Source organism: Streptomyces sp. NPDC001927 (assembly GCF_053594455.1).
In genome coordinates this window covers 404,646-424,876 of record NZ_JBSFEN010000002.1, presented here as the reverse complement: position 1 = coordinate 424,876, position 20,231 = coordinate 404,646, and the positions used below count along the sequence as shown (strand labels likewise).

Genomic DNA, 20,231 nt, shown 5'->3' with positions numbered 1-20,231 from the left:
CAGAAAGCCGGCGGGGAGCCGTCTTTTCAGGAGTCTAAAGTGCTGCGCACTCTGATGAAGTCCAAGATCCACCGTGCCACCGTCACCCAGGCCGATCTGCACTACGTCGGTTCCGTGACCGTCGACGCCGAGCTCATGGAGGCGGCCGATCTGCTGCCCGGGGAGCTGGTGCACATCGTCGACATCGACAACGGAGCCCGGCTCGAGACGTACGTCATCGAGGGGGAGCGGGGCTCCGGGGTGATCGGGATCAATGGGGCCGCCGCGCATCTGGTGCACCCCGGGGACCTGGTGATTCTCATCAGTTACGCCCAGGTCGAGGACGCCGAGGCGCGGGCGCTCGTGCCACGTGTGGTGCACGTGGACGCGGACAACCGGATCATCGAGCTCGGGGACGACGCCTCCGCGCCCGTGCCCGGGAGCGACACCCGCCGCGGTCCGCACACCGTGGCCGCGCACGCCTGACCGATCGACCGTACAGAGCGAGAGGTTCCGCATGCTCGAGATTCGTGACGACCGGGAGAAGGGACGCCTGGAGGCGTTCGAGGACGACCGGTACGTCGGTGTCGTCGTCTACTTCGTCCTGGACACCGCACCCCACGCCCTCGTGGCCGTGCACACCGTCGTCGAGGAGGGCAACGAGGGCAAGGGCATCGCCGGGTCCCTCGTACGGGAGTTCTACGGCATCGCCGCCCGCGAGGGCGTCCCCGTCGTGCCCCTCTGCCCCTACGCCGCCAAGTGGGCCGAGAAGCACCCCGACGAGGCGCCCGTCCCGCCCGAGGACGTCGTCCGCGCGGCCAAGACCCAGCTCAAGGCCACGCCCGAGCTGTGGTGACCCTCGCCCTCCTGCACACCTCCCCGGTCCACGTGCCCGTCTTCGACGGGCTCCGGGACCGCCACCACCCCGGCCTCGGCCTGCGGCACGTGGTCGATGAGGAGTTGCTCGTACGGGCACGGGCCGAGGGCCCGGAAGCCGTGGCCGGCGCCGTCCGTGACGCCCTCGCCGAGGCCGTCGCCGAGGGTGCTGCGGCCGTCCTCTGCACCTGCTCCACCCTCGGCGGCGTCGCCGAACGCCACGCCGCCGAACTGCGCGTGCCCGTCGTCCGGGTCGACCGGCCGATGGCGGCCGAGGCCGTCCGTGCCGACAGGATCGTGGTCGTCGCGGCCGTCGAGTCGACCCTGGCGCCCACGCTCGACCTGCTCCGGGACGAGGCGGGCGACCGGACTCCGGGCATCACCACCCTGCTCGTGGACGGCGCCTGGGACCGCTTCCTCGCCGGCGACCACGACGGATACCTGGACGCCGTCGCGGCCGCGGTCGACCGCGTCGACCCCACCGACGGTGGTGTGATCGTCCTGGCCCAGGCGTCGATGGCCGATGCCGCCGAGCGCACCACCACCCCACTGCCCGTCCTCTCCAGCCCTCGCCTCGGTCTGGCGGCGGCTGCCGCGAGCGCGATGCCCCACCACGGATGAATGGCCCCGGCGGGCGCGGGCAGACGCTCCGGGAGAGCCTGGAGCCGTAGCCGTACGGCCCCGTCGTCGACCGAGAGGCCCGACCCCGTCATGACCCACCCGTTCCCCGATCCGGTCCCGCCCGGACCGATCCCGACGCCCGGCCCGCCCCCCAACCCACCGGCCCCGGTGCCCGAGCCCCCTCCCGTACCGCCGCCCAATCCGGTCCCCGAGCCGCCCGGGCCCGCGCCTCTGCCGGAGCCCGAACCGCAGCCCCAACCCGGGCCCGCAGGGCGCTGAACACGCTTCGAACGAGCCCTGAACCCTTGTCACGGGCTGTGACCTTCCCCTACCTTGGGCGACTGCTGATGCGTTCAGCGGACGCGCTCAAGGGGGGGCCATGGCCTTACGGGGACGACACCGCCGGTACCAGCCGAGCCGGATCAACCGTGCCTCGCTCACCGTCACGGCGGGCGGCGCCGGCATCGCGCTCCCGCTCGTCGCCGCCGGGGCGGCCCAAGCCGCCTCCCTCGACGTCTGGGAGAAGGTCGCGGCCTGCGAGTCCTCCTCCAACTGGCGCATCAACACCGGCAACGGCTACTTCGGCGGGCTCCAGTTCAGCCAGTCCACCTGGGAGCAGTACGGCGGTACGCAGTACGCGCCGCGCGCCGACCTCGCCTCCAAGGACCAGCAGATCGCCATCGCGGAGAAGGTCCTCAAGGGACAGGGCCCGGAAGCCTGGCCGACCTGCTCCCCGCGCGCCGGACTCACCCAGCAGGGGAACACGGGCGTCGTCCCCGCCTCCCTGCCCCGGCAGCGGACCGCCACCGCCCCGCAGACCAAGACCCCGGCCACCCGCGCGACCCCGACCACCGTGCCGCAGGTCCGCGAGATGTACACGGTCACCCCGGGGGACTCGCTCTCCCGCATCGCCCGCGAGGAGCGGGTGAAGGGCGGCTGGCAGCGGCTGTACGAGGCGAACCGCGCCGTCGTCGGCGACGACCCCGACCTGATCCTGCCGGGCCAGAAGCTGACCCTCCGGATCACCGCCCCCGCCCCGAAGAAGCCCGCGGCCCCCGGCAAGACGGCTCCGAGCACGGCCGCCCCGCAGACGAAGCCCCCGGCCGCGCCCAAGCCTCCCGCAGCCACGAAGCCCCCGGCCGCCACGAAGCCCCCGGTGACGAAGCCGCCCGCCACCAAGGCCCCTGAGACGAAGGCCCCCGCGACCAAGGCGCCGGTTACGAAGGCGCCCGCCCCCAAGGCCCCCGTCGCCAAGACCAAGCCCGTCTCGAAGCCCGCCGCCAAGCCCGAGACGCGCGCCGAGAGCTTCTCCGCGCCCGTCTCCGCCTCCATCGGCACCCGCTACCGCGTCTCCGGTTCCTCCTGGTCCAGCGGCTACCACACCGGCGTCGACTTCCCGGTCCCCACCGGTACGTCCGTCAAGGCCGTCGCCCCCGGCAAGGTCGTCTCCGCCGGGTGGGGCGGGGCGTACGGCTACGAGATCGTCATCCGGCACGACGACGGGCGCTACAGCCAGTACGCGCACCTCTCCGCGCTCACCGTGCGTGAGGGCCAGCGGGTCAACGGCGGGCAGCGCATCGCCCGTTCAGGATCGACCGGCAACAGCTCGGGGCCGCACCTCCACTTCGAGGTGCGCACGGGTCCCGGGTACGGGTCCGACATCGACCCCCTCGCCTACCTGCGGGCCCGGGGTGTCTCGATCTGAGACCGACGTATCTGACACCGCCGTGTCCGACTCCGGCGACTCTGACACCGACAGGGAGTCGGACCGGCCCGCGAGCCGCTCCATCGTGAGCTGGACGATGCCGAGGGCCGCCACCGCGCCGCAGATCAGCGCCGCGACGGTGCCGGCCGCGCCGTAGCGGAAGCTCTCGCCGAACAGGGTGAGGCCGACCGTCGCGGCCACCACCGGGTTGACGACCGTGACCGTCGCCAGCGGGGCCGCGAGCCCGGCGCCCCGGTACGAGGCCTGGGAGAGCAGGAGTCCGGTCACGGCGAGGGCCGAGAGGACAAGGAGGCTCGGCCACTGGGCGAGCGGGGCGCTCGCCGTCCACTCCTCGGCCACGGTCTTGGTGAAGACCGAGGCGATCCCGAAGGCGACGCCCGCCGCTGCCGCCAGGACGATGCCGCGCAGCACCGAGCGGCCCACCAGGTGCGCCGCCGTGAAGAGCACGGCCACCAGGCCGAACGTTCCCGCGGCGAGCAGCCAGCGCTCCGCGTCCGCCAGGGGCTGCCCGTCGTTGCCGCCCGTCAGGCTGAGCAGCCCGGCGAGACCCACGGTGGCCATCAGCGCGCCGCGCCAGGCCGTGCGGCCCGCCTTGCGGCCGACGAAGAGGGCCGCCATCGGCAGCGCGAAGACGATGGTGAGGGCGCCCAGCGGCTGGACCACACTGAGCGGGCCGTAGGCGAGTGCGGCCACGTGCAGCGCCGCTCCGAGACCGTTGAGCAGCACGGACCCCCACCAGGCCGGGCTGCGCAGCGGCGCGTACGTGAGGCCGGCGGCGGAGGCCGCGACCCGCTCCTGCACGATCGCCGCGGCCGCGTAGGCGACCGCCGAGACCAGGGACAGGAGCACGGACACCAAGAGGGGGCTCATACCTACAACGATCTCTCTTCCGAGCGTTCACGTCGTCAGACCTGGGAACGCCTTCGGCCGTACTACGGTCGCAGTACGGGCCCGTGACGTACGCCTGGGGATGTACGACTGCGCAGGTCAGCAGGGGTGCATTGCGAACTTTTCCGGTATCCGGGTCGAAGCGGGCGGCCATGATCGCGCCCGAACGTACGTCCCATCCCGAGCCAGTCGCCGCCTTCTCCGGGCCACATTGGCCCGCTCTCCCGAGCGCTACGGTGATCACCGGTCGGTGCGGTCGAAAACAGCAGGAGGCTGTCGCGGTGGATCTCGTGGAGAGCGGTTCCGTGGGCGGTTTCTTCGCCCTGCGGACGACCGCGCCCGATGCACCCGTCGCGCACGTGCCGCTCGCGCGTCTGTACGCGGCGGAGAGCGGGCCGCACCTCGCGCCCCTCACCGCCCGTGTCGACCGGGTCGGGGACCGCCTCGGCGCTCCCGAGCGGCGGGTCGCCGCCTCCATCGCGCACCTCGGAATCGCGGCACGGCTCTGGTCGATCGCGCTCGGACCAGCCGCGCTCTTCGGCCGGTTCCCCGACCTCGACCCGGCCGACCTGTCCTGGGACCCCGCGCTGACCTCGCCCGACGACCTGTGGTGGGCGGGCACGGCCACCCGCCCCGCCACCGTGGACGACCTGCGCGAGGCCGTCCAGTTCGCGCACCTCGTCCCGCTGCACGAGGCCTTCCGGCGCGACGGCCGGATCTCGCCCGGGCTGCTCTGGGGGAACGCCGGCTCCGCCCTCGCCGGGGCGCTGCGCGAACTCACCCGCTGGGCCCGCGCGCAGGGCAGGCCCGAGGTCGCCGCCCGCGCCGCCGAGCTCGTCTCCGGGCTCTTCGCCCACCCCGATCTCGCCCGCACCGTCGAGGGGCCCGCCCTCCGCCGTACCAGCTGCTGCCTCTACTACCGCTGCCCCGGCGGGGGCCTCTGCGGCGACTGTGTCTTCGACCACCCGCCCGCCCGAGCACGGTCCACGGGTTTGGAGACAGGGCCCAAGTCTCCGTAAAGTTCTTCTTTTGGAATGACCGGCGATCGAGGAACGGCAGAGGCCATGACGGTGACCGAAGAAACCCAGGGGTACGGGCCGGGTATCGACCCCGATCGCCTGGCCGTCTGCCTTGCTGTGCTCGACGAGCTCGACAAGCTCGACGTCGACCACCCCGACGCGATCGCCGTACGCCGCGCCACCGCCGGCATCTACCGCACGGTGAAGCAGCGCCGCCGCCAGGAGCGCCGGGCCGCGAAGACCGCCAACGACAAGGCCGTCACCGAGTCGACCGCGACCGGTTCCGCCCAGCGCATCGACGACGAGACCGAGGGCCTGCTGCCCTCGTCGGTCACCGAGGCCGGGAAGATCGCCGGGATACTCCAGCGCCCCCGGTCCTGCTACGTCTGCAAGACCCGGTACATCGAGGTCGACTACTTCTACCACCAGCTCTGCCAGCCGTGCGCGGCCGAGAACCGGATGCGCCGCGACGCCCGCGCGGACCTCACCGGCAAGCACGCGCTGCTCACCGGCGGCCGGGCCAAGATCGGCATGTACATCGCGCTGCGGCTGCTGCGCGACGGCGCCCACACCACGATCACCACCCGCTTCCCCAAGGACGCCATCCGCCGCTTCAAGGCCATGGAGGACTCGGCGGACTGGATGCACCGGCTCGAGGTCGTCGGCATCGACCTGCGCGACCCCGCGCAGGCGGTCGCCCTGGCCGAGCAGGTCGCCGAGCGCGGCCCGCTGGACATCCTGATCAACAACGCGACGCAGACCGTCCGCCGGCTGCCCTCCGCGTACGCCGCCCTCGTCGAGGGCGAGAGCGCTCCGCTGCCCGCCGGTGAGCTGCCCGCGCACCAGGTCATCGGAGCCTTCAACTCCGGCGCGGTCGACGGTCTGACCGCGCTGCCCGTCGGCGTGAGCGGCCTGGACGCGCAGAAGGTCGCCGACCTCGCGCTCGTCGCGGGCAACGCGAGCGTCGAGCGCCACCGCGACGGCAGCGCCATCGACGCGGGCGGGCTCGTCCCGGACGTGGTCGAGAGCAACACCTGGGTGCAGACCATCGACCAGATCTCCCCGGTGGAGCTGCTCGAGACCCAGCTGTGCAACTACACCTCGCCGTTCATCCTCATCAGCGCGCTGCGCCCGGTGATGGCCGACGCCGCCAAGAAGGCGGCCAGCGGGCGCGCGTACATCGTCAACGTCTCGGCGATGGAGGGCGTCTTCGGTCGCGGCTACAAGGGCGCCGGGCACCCGAACACCAACGCCGCGAAGGCGGCGATGAACATGGTGACGCGGACCAGCGCCCAGGAGATGTTCCAGTCCGACGGCATCCTCATGACCTCGGTCGACACCGGCTGGATCACCGACGAGCGTCCGCACTTCGACAAGCTGCGCCTGGCCGAGGAGGGCTTCCACGCCCCGCTCGACCTGGTCGACGGCGCCGCCCGCGTCTACGACCCGGTCGTGCGCGGCGAGGCGGGCGAGGACCTCTACGGCTGCTTCCTCAAGGACTACAAGCCCGGCAACTGGTAGCCACCCGGCTCGTCACCCCGGCCCCTCGCGTACCCCCAGTTCTCCCGATTTCCATCGCTCTGGTGTCCGGAATTCACTCGATCGCGTCACACTTCCGAGCCCCATAGAGCGCTGGCGCGCTCATTTGGTTACTGTGATGTCCACGGTCGACCACCGGGGTTTCACAAAACCCTCACGGTCGGCCTGGGGACTGGCCTGCCACCAAGGCCGCGGTCCCGCCCGCAGAACGGCGCCACCGCGACCGAACGGCCATGTCCACATAGGTACGCGACACAAGGGAGTGCGCGGTGACACCAGAACTGACGAAGCAGGAACCCTCACCGGCCGAACGTCCGGAGCGGCCCCACCGCTCCGGTGAGCTGGGAAGCCTGGACGTCTGGGCCCACGCGGCCCCGATCCGGCTGGCGGGCTACGAGGACGACCTCGCGGAGCCCCACATCCTGCCGGGTATCGACTGACCCGCTCAGGTACCGACCGAGTCGTACCGCTTCACCCGTGCCCCCGGCCGCCCCCGCGCCCGGGGGCACGGGTGTGTCCGGGGGCCCCGAGCCCGACCGGCGGCAGGTACTCCCGTACCAGCGTGCGATGCCACCAGGCCCCCGTCTCCCGCAGCTCGCGCCAGGTCGTGTACCGGTAGCGGTAGAGACGGGCCCGGACGAGGGCCGGGGGAGCGTCGGGGAAGGGGTTGTGACGCAGCAGCCGCAGGGTGTCCCGGTCCCCGTCGAGCAGCCGCTCGATGAACGGCCCGAACCAGTCGCGGGCGTACGCGGGGGAGAGGGCCGCGAACCACATCAGCCAGTCGAGCCGCAGATGGTACGGGGCGAACTGGCGCGGCAGCCGGCGCGGATCGCCCGGCTTGCCCTTGAAGCCGTACTCCTTCCACACCGTGCCCGCGTGCGGGACCGGGTCGTCGGTGCCCTCGACGACGATCTCGTCCCGGATCCGGCCGACCGTGCCGAACGCGCCGTACGCGTTGACCAGGTGGAAGGGATCGTACGAGCGGTTCATCGCCTGGCGACGCGAGAGCAGGTTGCGGGCCGGGCGGTAGCTGCGGAAGAGGACCAGGGCCGTCACGGCGACGACCACGACCACGAACCAGAGCGGCGGGTCGGGCTGCGGGTGCTCGCCCACCACGAGCGAGCCGTCCATCGCCGAGAGCGCGAGGACGATCGTCAGCCAGTTCAGCCAGGCGAAGTTCCCGGAGAGCACCAGCCAGAGCTGGGTCGCCACCATCAGCCCGGCGGCCACCGTCGCCACCGGCTGCGGGGTGAAGAGCAGGACCGGGACGAGGAGTTGGACGACGTGGTTGGCCGCCACCTCGACCCGGTGCAGCGGGCGCGGCAGATGGTGGAAGAACCAGCTCAGCGGCCCGGGCATCGGCTGGGTCTCGTGGTGGAAGTAGAGGCAGGTCAGGTTCCGCCAGCAGCGGTCACCGCGGATCTTGATGAGCCCGGCGCCGGACTCGACGCGGAAGAGCAGCCAGCGCAGCAGCCACAGGACGAGGACGGGCGGCGCGGTGTCGTCGTTGCCGAGGAAGACCGCGAGGAACCCGGCCTCCAGGAGGAGCGACTCCCAGCCGAATCCGTACCAGGTCTGACCGACGTTGACGATCGACAGGTACAGGCCCCAGAGGACCGCCCACCACACCATCGAGACGGCCAGCGGCACCGCGTCCCCCGCGCCCGCCACCAGGGCGAGGGCGAGCACGGCGCCGCTCCACGCGACCACCGAGAAGAGCCGGTCCGAGTAGTGCCAGTGGAAGAGACTGGGGGCCAGGCGCGGCTCCACCCGGCGCAGATACTCCGGTACGGGGAGCATGCCGCGCTCGCCGATCAGGGCCCGGAACTGGAGCGCGGCCGCGAGGAAGGCCACGAGGTAGAGCCCGGCGAGCCCGCGCTGGAAGACGATCCGGCTCAGCCAGTAGTCCGGTGCGCTGAACCACTCCATCGCTGCCGGTGTCGGCGCCGTCCCGGCCGGATGTCAGGCCTTCTCGTCCTCGTCGCGTGCCCGCTGGCCCTCGGCCTGCGACGGTGTGGTGCGCTCGGTCGCGGGGTGCCGGTGGTCCCGCTGCAGCGCGTCCATGTCCTCTTCCTGCCGCTCTCCCTCCGCCTGCGAGGGAGTGCTGTACATGTCGTACTGGGACTGGCTCACGGCCGCCTCCCGGGTGGGAACGTTTGCCTATAGAAGGAGCGTAACCCCGGGGTTGATCCGTGGCGCCGTCGTCCCGGGCCTCACCCCGCGACGACGTGTCGCAGCGTCTGGCCGAGGCGGCGTGCGTAGGCGCGCTGGGCGGCGGGGGCGAGCGGTCCCGCGAGCCGCGTGTACCAGGCGACGGGGCGGCTGAAGGCCGTCACGGTGAACCAGACCGTGCCGTCGGGGTGGAGGTCGACGACGAAGGACTCCTCGCCGCTCTCGGGGTGCCCCGCGCGCGTGCCGTACGCGAAACCGATGCGGTCCTGCTCGTACGCCGTCCAGATCACCTCGCACGGTGCGGTGAATCGGACGGGGCCGAGGCCGAGCGAGACCTCGACGAAGGCGCCCGGTGCGGCCCGGACGGCCTCGGTGCGCACCCGGGCGCCCGAGGCGCGGTGCATCCGCCAGGTGGTGACGGCGGCTCCGGCGGTCTCGAAGTCGTCCCGGCCGCGGCCGACGCGGACCATGTGGTGGAGGTGCTGGTAGCCGCCGGGGAGGAAGTCGTGTGCGGTGGCGCCGACCTCGCGGTAGGTGAGGGACGCCGGGGTGGCGGGCGCGGCGGGTGTGGCGAGGTCGCGGATCAGACGGGCCATGGGGCGATTCCTCCGCTTGAACGTGTTCAAACCGACTGGGTTCCGAGGGTAGGGCCTTGCTTGAACGTGTTCAAGTCGCTTTCTCGCCCGGTCGGACCCGCCTGGCTTGCGGGCGTACGCGCGGTGCGACAGACATGAAGGAATGTCTCGGGGGTGGAAAGAGGCGGGAGAACCAGGTGCGCTCACCCACAAGCCGGTCATCAAGGACCCACGTCGCCGCACGCCCCACGCTGGCCGCCGCGGTGCTGGCGGCGGCGCTGGTGCTCGCGGGCTGCTCGTCGGTCGACCGGGGCGGCGGCAACGGCGCGGACCGGTCCACCGCCACGGCCGCCCAGGAGGTCGTCCTCCAGCCGGTCGCCGCCCGGGGCCCCGACCCGTTCACCGCCTCCACGACGACGCCGGGCGCCCCGGCCGGCACCCCCGCGCCCACGGGCACGGCCGGGACGGTCCGCGAGATCACCGGCTCCACGCCCGGGCTCTACGGCGGCACCCGCTCCGTACCGAGCTGCGACGTCGAGCAGCAGGTCGCCTTCTTCGCCGAGGACCGGGCCAAGGCCCGCGCCTTCGCCGAGGCGGCCGGCATCCCCGAGAGCTCCCTCGCGGGCTGGCTGCGCGAGCTCACCCCGGTCGTCCTGCGCACCGACACCCGGGTCACCGGCCACGGCTACCGCGACGGCGTCCCCACCCCGTTCCAGTCCGTCCTCCAGGCCGGTACGGCGGTCCTCGTCGACCAGTACGGCACGCCCCGCGTCCGCTGCGCCTGCGGGAACCCGCTGCGTTCACCGATCGCCGTCAAGGGGGCCGCCGACAAGGGGCGGCCCTGGGACGGCTACCACCCCGACCGGGTCGTGATCATCAGGCCGACGACCACGGTCGTCACCAGCCTGGTCATCGTGAACGTCGTCGACAACACCTGGATCGAGCGGAAGACCGGCACCGACGGAAAGCAGGACACCCGCCCGTCCGTGACCCCGCCCTGCGCCCCCGCCGACTGCGACCTCACCGACACGCCCGCGCCCGTGCCCTCCCCCTCCGTACCGTCCCCCACGGTCACCGACGGCCCGAACCCGCCGCGCGACCCGACGGCCCCACGAGACCCCGCCTCGCCCGCGCCCCCGGAGAGCGACGGCCCCTGGAGCGAGCCGCCCGCCCAGGAACCGCCCGCCGAGCCCCGGCCGGAGACCGAACCGGTGCCCGAGACCGTGCCCGAACCGGACGTGCCCGACTTCGAGGACCTGTTCCCGAGCGACCCGGCTCCCCAGCAGCCGGAGACCTTCGAAGGCTGAGTCCGCGAGGAATGCCGAGGCCGCGAGAAATGCCGAGTCCGCGAGCGATGATCTCCGCCGTGCGGTCCGCCGGGGCTGGGCCTAGCGTGGCCCCATGAGCGCGGGAAGTGGGGGAGGCGAGGCGACGGTGCCCTGCCGCTGCGATTCGGGCCCCGGGGGTCTGACGTGCTGCTTCCTCCGGGACTACGGCCGGGCGTTCCGGATGGGCAGCTTCGACTGGGACCTGCTCAGCGGCGTCATGACCATGGACGAGGGCGCCCTGCGGGTCTTCGACATGCGCCCCGACGAGTACGACGGTGACCCGGCCACCCTCGGCTCGCGTGTCGCGCCTGACGAGGGCCGGCAGCTCGACACGCTCGTCAGCCACGCGTTGAAGGACGGCAGCGACCACTACGGCGCGTACTTCCGCGTCCGGCTGCGGAGCGGCACACCGCGCTGGACGCACACCGAGGGCCAGATCGAGCGGGACGACACCGGCCGGCCCGTCCGCATCGTCGGCATCGTCAGGGACGCCTCGGAGGAGGTCACCGAGCAGGCCGCCCGGCTCGGCCTGGACGAGGGCCGGCGCGCCCGCACCAGCGTCGTGGAGAGCACCACCGCGGCCCTCGCCCACGCCCGGACCGTCCAGGACGTCATCGACCTCCTCAACGACTCGCACGGCCTGGAGTACTTCGGCGCCACCAGCCTGGTCATGGGGCTCCTGGAGGCCGGCCGGATCCACCTCGTCGCCGAGGGACCCCAGGGAGCCTTCGTCCCCGGCACGCGATTCACCCGGGTGGACGAGCCGTACCCGATGGGTGAGGTGATCCGTACCCTCACGCCCCGGTTCATCGAGTCGCCCGAGGACTTCGCCTCGTCGTACCCGATCCTCTGGCCGCACATCAGCGGCCTCGGCATCACGTCGGCGGCCTATCTCCCGCTGATCGCCCAGGCCCGGCCGATCGGCGCGCTCGGGCTGCTGTACAGCGACCGGACCGGCTTCAGCGCCGACGAGCGCAATCTGCTGGTCGCGCTCGGCAGCAGCATCGCGCAGAGCCTGAAGCGCGCCATGCTCTACGAGCAGGACCACGACCTCGCCGAGGGGCTCCAGCAGGCGATGCTGCCGCGCCGCATCCCCGACGTGCCCGGCGCCCAGATAGCCGTCCGGTACCGCTCCGCCCGCCTCGGCCGGGACATCGGCGGCGACTGGTACGACATCATCCCGCTGCCCGGCGGCCGGGTCGGCGCCGTCATCGGCGACGTCCAGGGCCACGACACCCACGCGGCGGCCGTCATGGGGCAGCTGCGCATCGTGCTGCGCGCCTACGCCGCCGAGGGGCACAGCCCCGCCACGGTCATGGCCCGCGCCTCCGTCTTCCTGCACGAACTCGACACCGAGCGGTTCGCCACCTGCACCTACGTCGAGGCCGACCTGACGACGGGCGCGCTGCACGTGGTCCGCGCGGGCCATGTCGACCCGCTGCTCCAGGACACCGACGGCAGCTGCCGTCGCCTGCCGGTGGACGGGGGGCTTCCGCTGGGCCTGTCGGCCGAGTTCGACCGCCTCGACTACCCGGCTACCACCCTGGAGCTGTCCCCGGGACAGACCCTGCTGCTGTACACGGACGGTCTTGTCGAGAAGCCGGGCTCGGATCTCGACGACGGACTGCGCTGGCTCTCCTCGCTCGTCCGGGGCGGGCCGCGCGACCTCCAGCAGCTCGCCGACCACCTCTGCGAGGTTTTCGACGAGCGGGGCGGCGAGGACGACGTGGCGATCCTGCTGCTGCGGCGGCAGGGGGCGTACTTCCCGCAGTCCGGCGGCCGGCTCCAGCAGCACGTGGCGCAGAGCGACCCGGAGGCGCTCAGCTCGGCGCGGCACATGATCCGCGCCGCCGTCCGGGCCTGGGGCGCGGGGGAGCGCTCCGACGAGATCGAGCTGGTCGCCGACGAGATGATCACCAACGCGCTGATGCACACCGACGGCGGGGCGATCGTGACCCTGCGGATGCTGGCGGGCCCGGAACGGCGGCTGCGGGTCGAGGTCGAGGACCGCTCCAGTGCCCTGCCACGCCGCCGCGAGGCCGGGGAGGCGGGCGTCTCGGGCCGGGGCCTGATGCTCGTGGACATGCTCTCGGACGTGTGGGGCGTCGAGTCGCGCGGCAGCGGCAAGTGCGTCTGGTGCGAGTTCAATATTAACCCCGCGTATACAGACCGTACTTGACCGTAACCGACCGTACGCGATTGACTGCGGTTTCCGGCCACCCGATTCCCGCGCCACACCCGTTGATGGGGACCTTTTGAGCAGCGAGCTACTGGCACCTCTCGACCTGGCCTTCTGGCACCTCGAGTCCACCGACCACCCCATGCACCTGGGCGCCCTCGCCCACTTCGGCCCGCTCCCCGCCGACGGCGACCCGTCCGCCGTCCTGGAGCTCCTCGGCAGCCGCGCCGCCGCCATTCCCCGGCTGCGGATGCGGGTCCGCGACGTCCTGCTGCCCGTCGGCGGCGCCGCCTGGAGCACGGACAAGCAGTTCGACGTACGCCGGCACGTGCGGGAGATCGTGCTGCCCGGCGTCGACTTCGGCGCCGAGACCGCCCGCCTGGCCGGGGAACTCATGGAGCGGCCGGTCGAACGAGGGCTGCCGCCCTGGGAGATGTACCTGCTCACCGGCGCGCCGGACGGCTCGTTCGCCGTCCTCGTGAAGCTCCACCACGCCCTCGCCGACGGCATGCGGGCCGTCGCGATCGGCGCCGGGATCTTCGACGAGATCGCCGCCCTCACCCGCCGGGCGGGCCGCGCGGCGGGCGTCCGCAGGTCCCGCTCCGTACCGCCGCGCTCCTGGCTCCCCGGCCCCGGCCGGATCATGGGCGCCGCCCGCGAGCGGATCGGCGACCTCGGCCGGGCCGTCGAGGTCGGGGCCTCCGTGGTCGGCGCCTCCGTCGCCCGGGCCGGCCGGATCGAGGGGCCCGCGACGGCCGCCCTCGCCGCCGACTCCAGCGGGACCCGCCGGGTCGCCACGGCCGTGCTCGACCTCGACCGCGTCCAGCGGGTCCGCCGCGACTCGGGCGGCACCGCCAACGACGTGCTGCTCGCCGTCGTCGCCGGGGCCCTGCGGCGCTGGCTCGACGGGCGCGGCGAGCCCCTCCCCGGCGTCGACCCGCGCGCTCTGGTACCTGTCTCGCGCAGGCGCCCCGGCGCCCCGGCCGGGACCGGCAACAGCCTCTCCGCGTACCTCCTCGCCCTCCCCGTCGGTGAGCCCGACCCCGCCGCCCGGCTCGCCGCCGTCCGCCGGGACATGGACCGCAACAAGGCCGACGGGCCGATGCGGGGCGCCGGAGCCGTCGCCGTCCTCGCCGACCAACTGCCGCCGCTCGCGCACCGCTTCGGTGCCCCGCTGGCCGGGGGCGCCGCCCGGCTCCTCTTCGACGTCCTGGTCACCAACGTGCCGCTGCCCCGCTCGGCCCTCTCCCTCGGCGGGGCGCCGCTGCGCACGCTCTTCCCGATGGCCCCGCTCGCCCGCGGCCAGGCGCTCGCCGTCGCCATGTCCCCGTACGGCGGCCGGGTCCACATCGGCCTGGTCGCCGACGGCAAGGCCGTCCCCGACCTCGACGCGCTGGCCGCCGCCCTCGCCGACGAACTCGACCTGCTCGACGGGGCGGCCGGTTGAGCGCGCGCCCCGACGACGGCTGAGGCAGGGTGGTGCCATGCCCGAACTGCCCGAGGTGGAAGCGCTCCGCGCGTTCCTGGACGAGCATCTCGTGGGCAAGGAGATCGCCCGCGCGCTGCCCGTCGCGATCAGCGTGCTCAAGACGTACGACCCGCCCCTGAGCGCCGTCGAGGGCGCCACCGTCACCGGTGTCGCCCGGCACGGCAAGTTCCTCGACCTGGAGACCGAAGGACCGTCGGGCCGGCTGCACCTCCTGGTCCATCTGGCCCGCGCGGGCTGGCTCCAGTGGAAGGACCCGCTGCCCTCGGGGCCGCCGCGCCCCGGCAAGGGGCCGCTCGCCCTGCGGACCGCGCTCACCGGTGGCGACGGCTTCGACCTCACCGAGGCCGGCACCACCAAGCGCCTCGCCGTCCACCTGGTCCGCGACCCGCAGGAGGTGCCCGGCGTCGCCCGCCTCGGCCCCGACCCGCTCGCCGAGGACTTCGACCTGGCCGCCTTCACCGCCCTGCTCGCCGGAGAGCGGCGGCAGATCAAGGGCGCCCTGCGCGACCAGAGCCTGATCGCCGGCATCGGCAACGCGTACAGCGACGAGATCCTCCACGCGGCGAAGACATCCCCGTTCAAGCCGACCCAGAACCTGACCGAGGCCGAGACCGCCCTCCTCTACGAGGCCATGCGCACCACCCTGCGCGAGGCGGTCGAGCGCTCCCACGGCCTGGCGGCGGGCAAGCTCAAGGCCGAGAAGAAGAGCGGCCTGCGCGTCCACGGCCGCACCGGCGAACCCTGCCCGGTCTGCGGGGACACCGTCCGGGAGGTGTCGTTCCACGACTCCTCCCTCCAGTACTGCCCCACCTGCCAGACCGGCGGCAAGCCGCTCGCAGACCGCCGTACGTCCAAGTTCCTGAAGTAGCCCCCTCGGAGCACTCCCCTAGGGGGTGTCTCGCCGATCATGCCGGGCTGATCGACGAGACACCCCCTAGAATCCGCCGCATGCTGCGCGTACTGGCCGTCGACGACGAGGCACCCGCCCTCGGGGAACTGCTCTACCTCCTCCGTGCCGATCCCCGGATCCGCAGCGCCGAGGGTGCCACCGACGCCACCGAGGCCCTGCGCAGGATCGGCCGCGCCCTGGAGGCGGGGCCCGACGGGGACGAGGCCATCGACGTCGTCTTCCTCGACATCCACATGGCCGGGCTCACCGGGCTCGACCTCGCCCGGCTGCTCGCGGGCTTCGCCCGGCCGCCGCTGATCGTCTTCGTCACGGCGCACGAGGGCTTCGCCGTGCAGGCCTTCGACCTCAAGGCCGTGGACTACGTCCTGAAGCCGGTGCGCCGCGAACGGCTCGCCGAGGCCGTCCGCCGGGTCCGCGAGCTGGTGCACGCCTCCGCGGCACCCACCTCGCCCGCGGCTCCCGAGCACATACCGGTCGAACTCGGCGGGGTCACCCGCTTCGTGGCCGTCGACGACATCGCCTACGTCGAGGCCCAGGGCGACTACGCGCGCCTGCACACCGACGAGGGCAGCCACCTCGTTCGTATCCCGCTCTCCACCCTGGAGGAGCGCTGGGCCGCCCGCGGCTTCGTCCGCATCCACCGCAGCCACCTCGTCGCCCTCGCCCGCGTCGACGAACTCCGGCTCGACGGCGGGGCCACCTCCGTCCGCCTGGGCACCACCGAGCTGGCCGTCAGCCGCCGCCACGCCCGCCAGCTGAGAGACCTGCTGATGCGCCGCGCGGGCGGCTGACCGGTACGTGCCCCGAGGCTCTACCGTGCGTGAACACCGCTGCGTAGACTCCGGACACTTCCCAGCCCCTGCGAGGTCGCCCGATGCCGGAGCGGACACCGACGTCCGAGGACCCCACGCCGCGCAAGCCCCGGCGTGAGACCGTCACGCGCGCCTCCGCGCTCCGCGCAGGCGGGGTGCCCGCGCGGCGCTTCCCCGGCCATCCGCCGCCGGCCCGTTCCGAGATCAGCGAGCAGACCACCCTCGGCCACACCTACGTCCGCTCCCTGATGCGGAGCCAGCTGCGGGCCGCCCTCACCGCGCTCGGCGCGCTCGCCCTGTGCGTCGGCCCGCTGCCGCTGCTCCTCGCGCTGCCCGCCCCCGAGGCCGCCGTCTGGATCGCGCTCGGCGTCGGCGTGTACCCGGTCATCTGGGTCGTCGCCCACTGGTACGTCCGCCGCGCCGAGCGCAACGAACGCGACTTCACCCGCCTCGTCGAGGGCCGCTGAGCGCGGGGGCCGGACGTGAACCACACCTACGCGGTGACCGCGGTCACCGTCGTCGTCCTGACGACCGTGCTCATCGGCGCGCTCGGCCTGCGGATATCCCGGACGACCTCCGACTTCTACGTGGCCTCCCGCACCGTGCGGCCCGGCCTCAACGCCGCCGCGATCAGCGGCGAGTACCTCTCCGCCGCGTCCTTCCTCGGCATCGCGGGCCTCGTCCTCGTCCAGGGCCCGGACATGCTCTGGTACCCCGTCGGCTACACCGCGGGCTATCTCGTCCTGCTCGTCCTCGTCGCCGCCCCGCTGCGCCGCTCGGGGGCGTACACCCTCTCCGACTTCGCCGAGGCCCGGCTCGAGTCCGCGACCGTCCGCCGGCTCGCCAGCCTCTTCGTCGTCGGCGTCGGCTGGCTCTACCTGCTCCCGCAACTCCAGGGCGCCGGGCTGACCCTGGAGATCCTCACCGGGGCGCCCGACTGGGTCGGCGGCCTCCTCGTCGCCGTCGTCGTCACCGGCATCGTCGCGGCCGGCGGCATGCGCAGCATCACCTTCGTCCAGGCCTTCCAGTACTGGCTGAAGCTCACCGCCCTGCTCGTGCCCGCGCTCTTCCTGACCGCCGCCTGGTTCGGCGACGACGCGCCCCGCGTCCGCTTCGACGCCCCGGCCGTCTTCCGCGAGCACACGGTCGTCAAGGTCGCCGACACCGTACGGATCGAGCTCGACGCGCCGCTCACGCTCACCGTCACCGGCCGCGTCGACTCCCTGCCGTACGAGGGGAGGACCGTCACCCTGGACGAGGGCCCGCACCGCGTCGAGGGCGGCACCGCGCTCGCCTTCCCCGAGGGCGCGCCGGTCCCCACCAGGGCCTCCGACGGCGCCGACCCCCTCGGCTGGTCCCAGCCGCTGGCCGGCGGGCGCGACGGGCATCAGCTCTACGCCACGTACGGTCTGATCCTCGCCACGTTCCTCGGCACCATGGGCCTGCCCCACGTGGCCGTCCGCTTCTACACCAGCCCGCACGGCCGGGCCGCGCGCCGCACCACGCTGGTCGTCCTCGGGCTCGTCGGCGCCTTCTATCTGCTGCCGCCGGTGTACGGGGCGCTCGGCCGGATCTACGCCCCCGAGCTCGCGCTCACCGGCGCGGCCGACGCCGCCGTGCTCGTCCTGCCCGAGCGGATGCTCGGCGGGGTGCTCGGCGATCTGCTGGGCGCGCTCCTGGCCGGCGGGGCCTTCGCCGCCTTCCTGTCCACCGCCTCCGGGCTCACGATGGCCGTCGCCGGGGTTCTCACCCAGGACGTGCTGCCCTCCCGGGGCGTTCGGCACTTCCGGCTCGCGACCCTGCTGGCCACGGCCGTACCCTTGACCGCCGGGGTCTTCGCCTCGAAGGTCCCGGTCGCCGACGCCGTCGGCCTCGCGTTCGCGGTCTCCGCCTCCTCCTTCTGCCCGCTGCTCGTCCTCGGCATCTGGTGGCGCCGGCTCACCCCGCCGGGGGCGATGGCCGGGCTGCTGCTCGGCGGCGGCTCCGCGCTGACGGCCGTGATGGCGACCCGCGCGGGACTGCCGGACGAGGGGTGGCCGCACACCCTGATGGCCTGGCCCGCGGTCTGGTCGGTGCCGCTGGGCTTCCTCACGATGATCCTGGTCTCCCTCGCCACGCCCCGGCACATCCCGGCGGGCACCCCGGCGCTGCTCGCCCGGCTCCACCTGCCGGAGGAGTTCACGGGCCGTCCGGGACCGGTGCGCGGCGAGCCGGGCGGCCGCGTCGAGGTGCGAGGGGGAGAGGGATGACCGGGATCGAACTCGCCGCGATCGCCGCCGCCGGGGCCGTGCTCCTCACGCTCGGCTTCGCCCTCGGGCGGCTCGCCACGCGGCGCGGGGACAAGGCGGCCGACCTCGACCTCGGCACACCCGTCGAGCGCGCCACCTTCCACACCCTGCACACGGCCTCGCTCGCGGCCCCGCCGCTGCGCGCGGGGCTCACCGAGGACACCGCGCGCAAGGCGGTGCGACGGCTGCGCCCGCTGCTTGGCACGGAGGCGCTCTGTCTGACCGACCGGTCCGCCGTCCTCGCCTGGGACGGGCCGGGCGAGAGCCACCACCGCGCGCAGGTCATGGAACGCGTCACGCCCCTCCTCGACTCCGGCCGCAGCCTCTCCGCGCACACCGACTGCGCCGATGTCGCCTGCCCGCTGCGCTGGGTGGTGATCGCCCCGCTGACCGGCGAGGACGGAGTGCTCGGCGCACTCGTCGCCTACGGTTCGCGGGAGTCGGCCGTGCTCGTCCGGGCCGCGACCGAGGTCGCCCGTTGGGTCTCCGTCCAGCTCGAACTGGCCGAGCTCGACCGCTCGCGGACCCGGATCGTGGAGGCCGAGATCCGGGCCCTGCGCGCCCAGATCTCCCCGCACTTCATCTTCAACTCCCTGGCCGCCATCGCCTCGTTCGTCCGCACCGACCCCGAACGGGCCAGGGAACTGCTCCTGGAGTTCGCCGACTTCACCCGCTACTCCTTCCGCCGGCACGGCGAGTTCGCCCAGCTCGCCGACGAACTGCGGGCCATCGAGCAGTACTTGGCGCTCGCCGGGGCCCGCTTCGGCGAGCGCCTCAAGGTGACGCTCCAGATCGCGCCGGAGGTGCTGCCGGTGACTCTGCCCTTCCTCTGCCTCCAGCCGCTGGTGGAGAACGCGGTCAAGCACGGCCTGGAGGACAGCGTGCACGACTGCCGGGTCACCATCGCCGCCCGCGACGCGGGCTCGGAGGCCGTCGTCGTGATCGAGGACGAGGGTGTGGGCATGGACCCGGCAGTGCTGCGCGCGATCCTGCTGGGGGAGCGGCCCTCCGGCTCGGGCATCGGCCTGTCCAACGTCGACGAGCGGCTGCGGCAGGTGTACGGCCCCGAGCACGGTCTGGTCATCGAGACCGGGGTCGGCGCGGGCATGAAGGTGACGGTACGGATCCCCAAGTACCGCCCGGGAGTGCACCCGACGGCCCCTTGACCTCCTCAGTAGAGATGCAGGGCCAGATGGCCCAGTGGGAGCCCCAACTGCCATGCGGGGACCCACACTTGGTCGCACTCGTCCACCGGGAAGCCGAAGCCCGCGGGCGGCAGGCCGCCCAGGTCGGCCGCCCGGACGCTGGTCGCCTCCAGGAGTCGCCAGGTCTCCCTGGCCATGGCGAGATCGGGCCCGTCCTCGCCCGCGCGGGTCCGCTCGGCGAGCCGCTCCCGTACCCACTCGGGCCAGGGGTGGTCGTACGAGGTCCGGGAGAGCCACTCGTCGAGCCGGCCCGCGGTCCGGGCCCCGCCGTGGGAGTCCGTGCCCTCGCAGAGGTGGATGGTGAGCGCGAGTGTCTGTCGGCCGGCCCGGTACTCCAGGGTGCCCGGCTCGACCAGGCAGCCCGCGCGCAGTAGATCGTCGGCTATGAACTCGGCACACAGCCAGGCCATCGGGACGGCGAGTCCGCCCCCGCTGGTGCCGTTGGAACTCTCGGGCAGCAACGCTCCCACCTTCTCCCGGACATGTCGGTCGGCGATCCCGACCACGAGCCTCCACCGAGGAAGACGCGCGCGGGTCGCTCTTTACTCAACTCGCCGGTGTGGTTTCGGATACGTTCTTCCGCCGGATCGGTGCCCGTGCGCACCAAGGGGGAGCCGGGGGCTGC

The 20,231-nt window shown here is 73.3% G+C and carries 20 protein-coding genes; 15 read left to right on the top strand and 5 right to left on the bottom strand.

Going from position 1 to position 20,231, the window contains the following annotated elements; all coding sequences use genetic code 11:
• Nucleotides 1–39: 39 nt before the first annotated feature.
• The 4 genes from panD to ACWCO8_RS06525 all read left to right on the top strand — a co-directional run bounded on the left by panD (nucleotide 40) and on the right by ACWCO8_RS06525 (nucleotide 3,181).
• Nucleotides 40–465 (top strand): aspartate 1-decarboxylase, encoded by a 426-nt coding sequence (panD, locus tag ACWCO8_RS06540; protein ID WP_451031231.1) that lies wholly within the window; start codon nucleotides 40–42, stop codon nucleotides 463–465.
• A gap of 31 nt (nucleotides 466–496) precedes the next feature.
• Nucleotides 497–835 (top strand): GNAT family N-acetyltransferase, encoded by a 339-nt coding sequence (locus ACWCO8_RS06535; RefSeq protein WP_451031230.1) that lies wholly within the window; start codon nucleotides 497–499, stop codon nucleotides 833–835.
• Nucleotides 832–1,476 (top strand): aspartate/glutamate racemase family protein, encoded by a 645-nt coding sequence (locus ACWCO8_RS06530; protein WP_451031437.1) that lies wholly within the window; start codon nucleotides 832–834, stop codon nucleotides 1,474–1,476. Before ACWCO8_RS06535 ends, ACWCO8_RS06530 begins: the two co-directional genes overlap by 4 nt.
• Before the next feature lie 379 nt (nucleotides 1,477–1,855).
• Nucleotides 1,856–3,181, top strand: coding sequence for a transglycosylase family protein (locus ACWCO8_RS06525; protein WP_451031229.1), 1,326 nt, complete (start codon nucleotides 1,856–1,858; stop codon nucleotides 3,179–3,181).
• Here the strand turns inward: ACWCO8_RS06525 and ACWCO8_RS06520 are convergent.
• A complete protein-coding gene (locus tag ACWCO8_RS06520) occupies nucleotides 3,062–4,072 on the bottom strand; it encodes a DMT family transporter (RefSeq protein ID WP_451031228.1) in 1,011 nt (336 codons plus the stop codon). The two genes, ACWCO8_RS06525 and ACWCO8_RS06520, sit on opposite strands and share 120 nt — an antisense overlap.
• A 299-nt stretch (nucleotides 4,073–4,371) precedes the next feature.
• Between ACWCO8_RS06520 and ACWCO8_RS06515 the strand changes: the two genes are divergently transcribed.
• The 3 genes from ACWCO8_RS06515 to ACWCO8_RS06505 all read left to right on the top strand — a co-directional run bounded on the left by ACWCO8_RS06515 (nucleotide 4,372) and on the right by ACWCO8_RS06505 (nucleotide 7,088).
• Nucleotides 4,372–5,109, top strand: coding sequence for a (2Fe-2S)-binding protein (locus ACWCO8_RS06515; protein WP_451031227.1), 738 nt, complete (start codon nucleotides 4,372–4,374; stop codon nucleotides 5,107–5,109).
• 45 nt (nucleotides 5,110–5,154) lie between these two features.
• Nucleotides 5,155–6,630: an SDR family NAD(P)-dependent oxidoreductase gene (locus ACWCO8_RS06510; protein ID WP_451031226.1), complete on the top strand. Its 1,476-nt coding sequence runs from the start codon at nucleotides 5,155–5,157 to the stop codon at nucleotides 6,628–6,630.
• A gap of 287 nt (nucleotides 6,631–6,917) precedes the next feature.
• The gene (locus ACWCO8_RS06505) at nucleotides 6,918–7,088 is read left to right on the top strand and encodes a hypothetical protein (protein ID WP_362002972.1); all 171 of its coding nucleotides are present in this window, start codon (nucleotides 6,918–6,920) and stop codon (nucleotides 7,086–7,088) included.
• Between the two features lie 31 nt (nucleotides 7,089–7,119).
• Here ACWCO8_RS06505 and ACWCO8_RS06500 read toward each other — a convergent pair whose 3' ends face one another.
• From ACWCO8_RS06500 to ACWCO8_RS06490, 3 genes are all read right to left on the bottom strand, one after another.
• Entirely contained in the window at nucleotides 7,120–8,577 is a 1,458-nt protein-coding gene (locus ACWCO8_RS06500; RefSeq protein WP_451031225.1) for a lipase maturation factor family protein, read from the bottom strand.
• A gap of 33 nt (nucleotides 8,578–8,610) precedes the next feature.
• Nucleotides 8,611–8,781: a hypothetical protein gene (locus ACWCO8_RS06495; protein WP_362002975.1), complete on the bottom strand. Its 171-nt coding sequence runs from the start codon at nucleotides 8,779–8,781 to the stop codon at nucleotides 8,611–8,613.
• Nucleotides 8,782–8,861: 80 nt separating this feature from the next.
• Nucleotides 8,862–9,416 (bottom strand): DUF1990 family protein, encoded by a 555-nt coding sequence (locus ACWCO8_RS06490; protein WP_451031224.1) that lies wholly within the window; start codon nucleotides 9,414–9,416, stop codon nucleotides 8,862–8,864.
• 176 nt (nucleotides 9,417–9,592) lie between these two features.
• Between ACWCO8_RS06490 and ACWCO8_RS06485 the strand changes: the two genes are divergently transcribed.
• From ACWCO8_RS06485 to ACWCO8_RS06450, 8 genes are all read left to right on the top strand, one after another.
• Complete coding sequence (locus ACWCO8_RS06485) at nucleotides 9,593–10,702, top strand: DUF6777 domain-containing protein (protein WP_451031223.1); 1,110 nt, start codon at nucleotides 9,593–9,595, stop codon at nucleotides 10,700–10,702.
• Between the two features lie 202 nt (nucleotides 10,703–10,904).
• Nucleotides 10,905–12,902, top strand: a complete 1,998-nt coding sequence (locus ACWCO8_RS06480; RefSeq protein WP_451031436.1) for a SpoIIE family protein phosphatase — start codon at nucleotides 10,905–10,907, stop codon at nucleotides 12,900–12,902.
• Between the two features lie 76 nt (nucleotides 12,903–12,978).
• Nucleotides 12,979–14,349, top strand: coding sequence for a wax ester/triacylglycerol synthase family O-acyltransferase (locus ACWCO8_RS06475; RefSeq protein ID WP_451031222.1), 1,371 nt, complete (start codon nucleotides 12,979–12,981; stop codon nucleotides 14,347–14,349).
• 37 nt (nucleotides 14,350–14,386) lie between these two features.
• Nucleotides 14,387–15,259, top strand: coding sequence for an Fpg/Nei family DNA glycosylase (locus ACWCO8_RS06470; protein ID WP_451031221.1), 873 nt, complete (start codon nucleotides 14,387–14,389; stop codon nucleotides 15,257–15,259).
• Between the two features lie 80 nt (nucleotides 15,260–15,339).
• The gene (locus ACWCO8_RS06465; protein WP_451031220.1) at nucleotides 15,340–16,092 is read left to right on the top strand and encodes a LytR/AlgR family response regulator transcription factor; all 753 of its coding nucleotides are present in this window, start codon (nucleotides 15,340–15,342) and stop codon (nucleotides 16,090–16,092) included.
• Between the two features lie 83 nt (nucleotides 16,093–16,175).
• The gene (locus ACWCO8_RS06460; protein WP_451031219.1) at nucleotides 16,176–16,580 is read left to right on the top strand and encodes a hypothetical protein; all 405 of its coding nucleotides are present in this window, start codon (nucleotides 16,176–16,178) and stop codon (nucleotides 16,578–16,580) included.
• Between the two features lie 15 nt (nucleotides 16,581–16,595).
• Nucleotides 16,596–18,362, top strand: coding sequence for a sodium/solute symporter (locus ACWCO8_RS06455; protein ID WP_451031218.1), 1,767 nt, complete (start codon nucleotides 16,596–16,598; stop codon nucleotides 18,360–18,362).
• Nucleotides 18,359–19,567 carry a sensor histidine kinase gene (locus tag ACWCO8_RS06450; protein ID WP_451031217.1) on the top strand — a complete coding sequence of 403 codons (1,209 nt, stop codon included), beginning with the start codon at nucleotides 18,359–18,361 and terminating at the stop codon, nucleotides 19,565–19,567. Before ACWCO8_RS06455 ends, ACWCO8_RS06450 begins: the two co-directional genes overlap by 4 nt.
• 5 nt (nucleotides 19,568–19,572) lie before the next feature.
• Here the strand turns inward: ACWCO8_RS06450 and ACWCO8_RS06445 are convergent, their stop codons facing one another.
• Nucleotides 19,573–20,067, bottom strand: coding sequence for a hypothetical protein (locus ACWCO8_RS06445; RefSeq protein WP_451031216.1), 495 nt, complete (start codon nucleotides 20,065–20,067; stop codon nucleotides 19,573–19,575).
• Nucleotides 20,068–20,231: the final 164 nt, after the last annotated feature.

Excerpts from the sequence above, each read along its gene's own strand:
- ACWCO8_RS06500 (WP_451031225.1), bottom strand. The coding sequence starts at position 8,577 with ATGGAGTGGTTCAGCGCACCGGACTACTGGCTGAGCCGGATCGTCTTC.
- ACWCO8_RS06520 (WP_451031228.1), bottom strand. The coding sequence starts at position 4,072 with ATGAGCCCCCTCTTGGTGTCCGTGCTCCTGTCCCTGGTCTCGGCGGTC.
- ACWCO8_RS06535 (WP_451031230.1), top strand. The coding sequence starts at position 497 with ATGCTCGAGATTCGTGACGACCGGGAGAAGGGACGCCTGGAGGCGTTC.
- ACWCO8_RS06460 (WP_451031219.1), top strand. The coding sequence starts at position 16,176 with ATGCCGGAGCGGACACCGACGTCCGAGGACCCCACGCCGCGCAAGCCC.
- ACWCO8_RS06470 (WP_451031221.1), top strand. The coding sequence starts at position 14,387 with ATGCCCGAACTGCCCGAGGTGGAAGCGCTCCGCGCGTTCCTGGACGAG.
- ACWCO8_RS06490 (WP_451031224.1), bottom strand. The coding sequence starts at position 9,416 with ATGGCCCGTCTGATCCGCGACCTCGCCACACCCGCCGCGCCCGCCACC.
- ACWCO8_RS06465 (WP_451031220.1), top strand. The coding sequence starts at position 15,340 with ATGCTGCGCGTACTGGCCGTCGACGACGAGGCACCCGCCCTCGGGGAA.
- ACWCO8_RS06525 (WP_451031229.1), top strand. The coding sequence starts at position 1,856 with ATGGCCTTACGGGGACGACACCGCCGGTACCAGCCGAGCCGGATCAAC.
- ACWCO8_RS06450 (WP_451031217.1), top strand. The coding sequence starts at position 18,359 with ATGACCGGGATCGAACTCGCCGCGATCGCCGCCGCCGGGGCCGTGCTC.
- ACWCO8_RS06510 (WP_451031226.1), top strand. The coding sequence starts at position 5,155 with ATGACGGTGACCGAAGAAACCCAGGGGTACGGGCCGGGTATCGACCCC.
- ACWCO8_RS06480 (WP_451031436.1), top strand. The coding sequence starts at position 10,905 with ATGGGCAGCTTCGACTGGGACCTGCTCAGCGGCGTCATGACCATGGAC.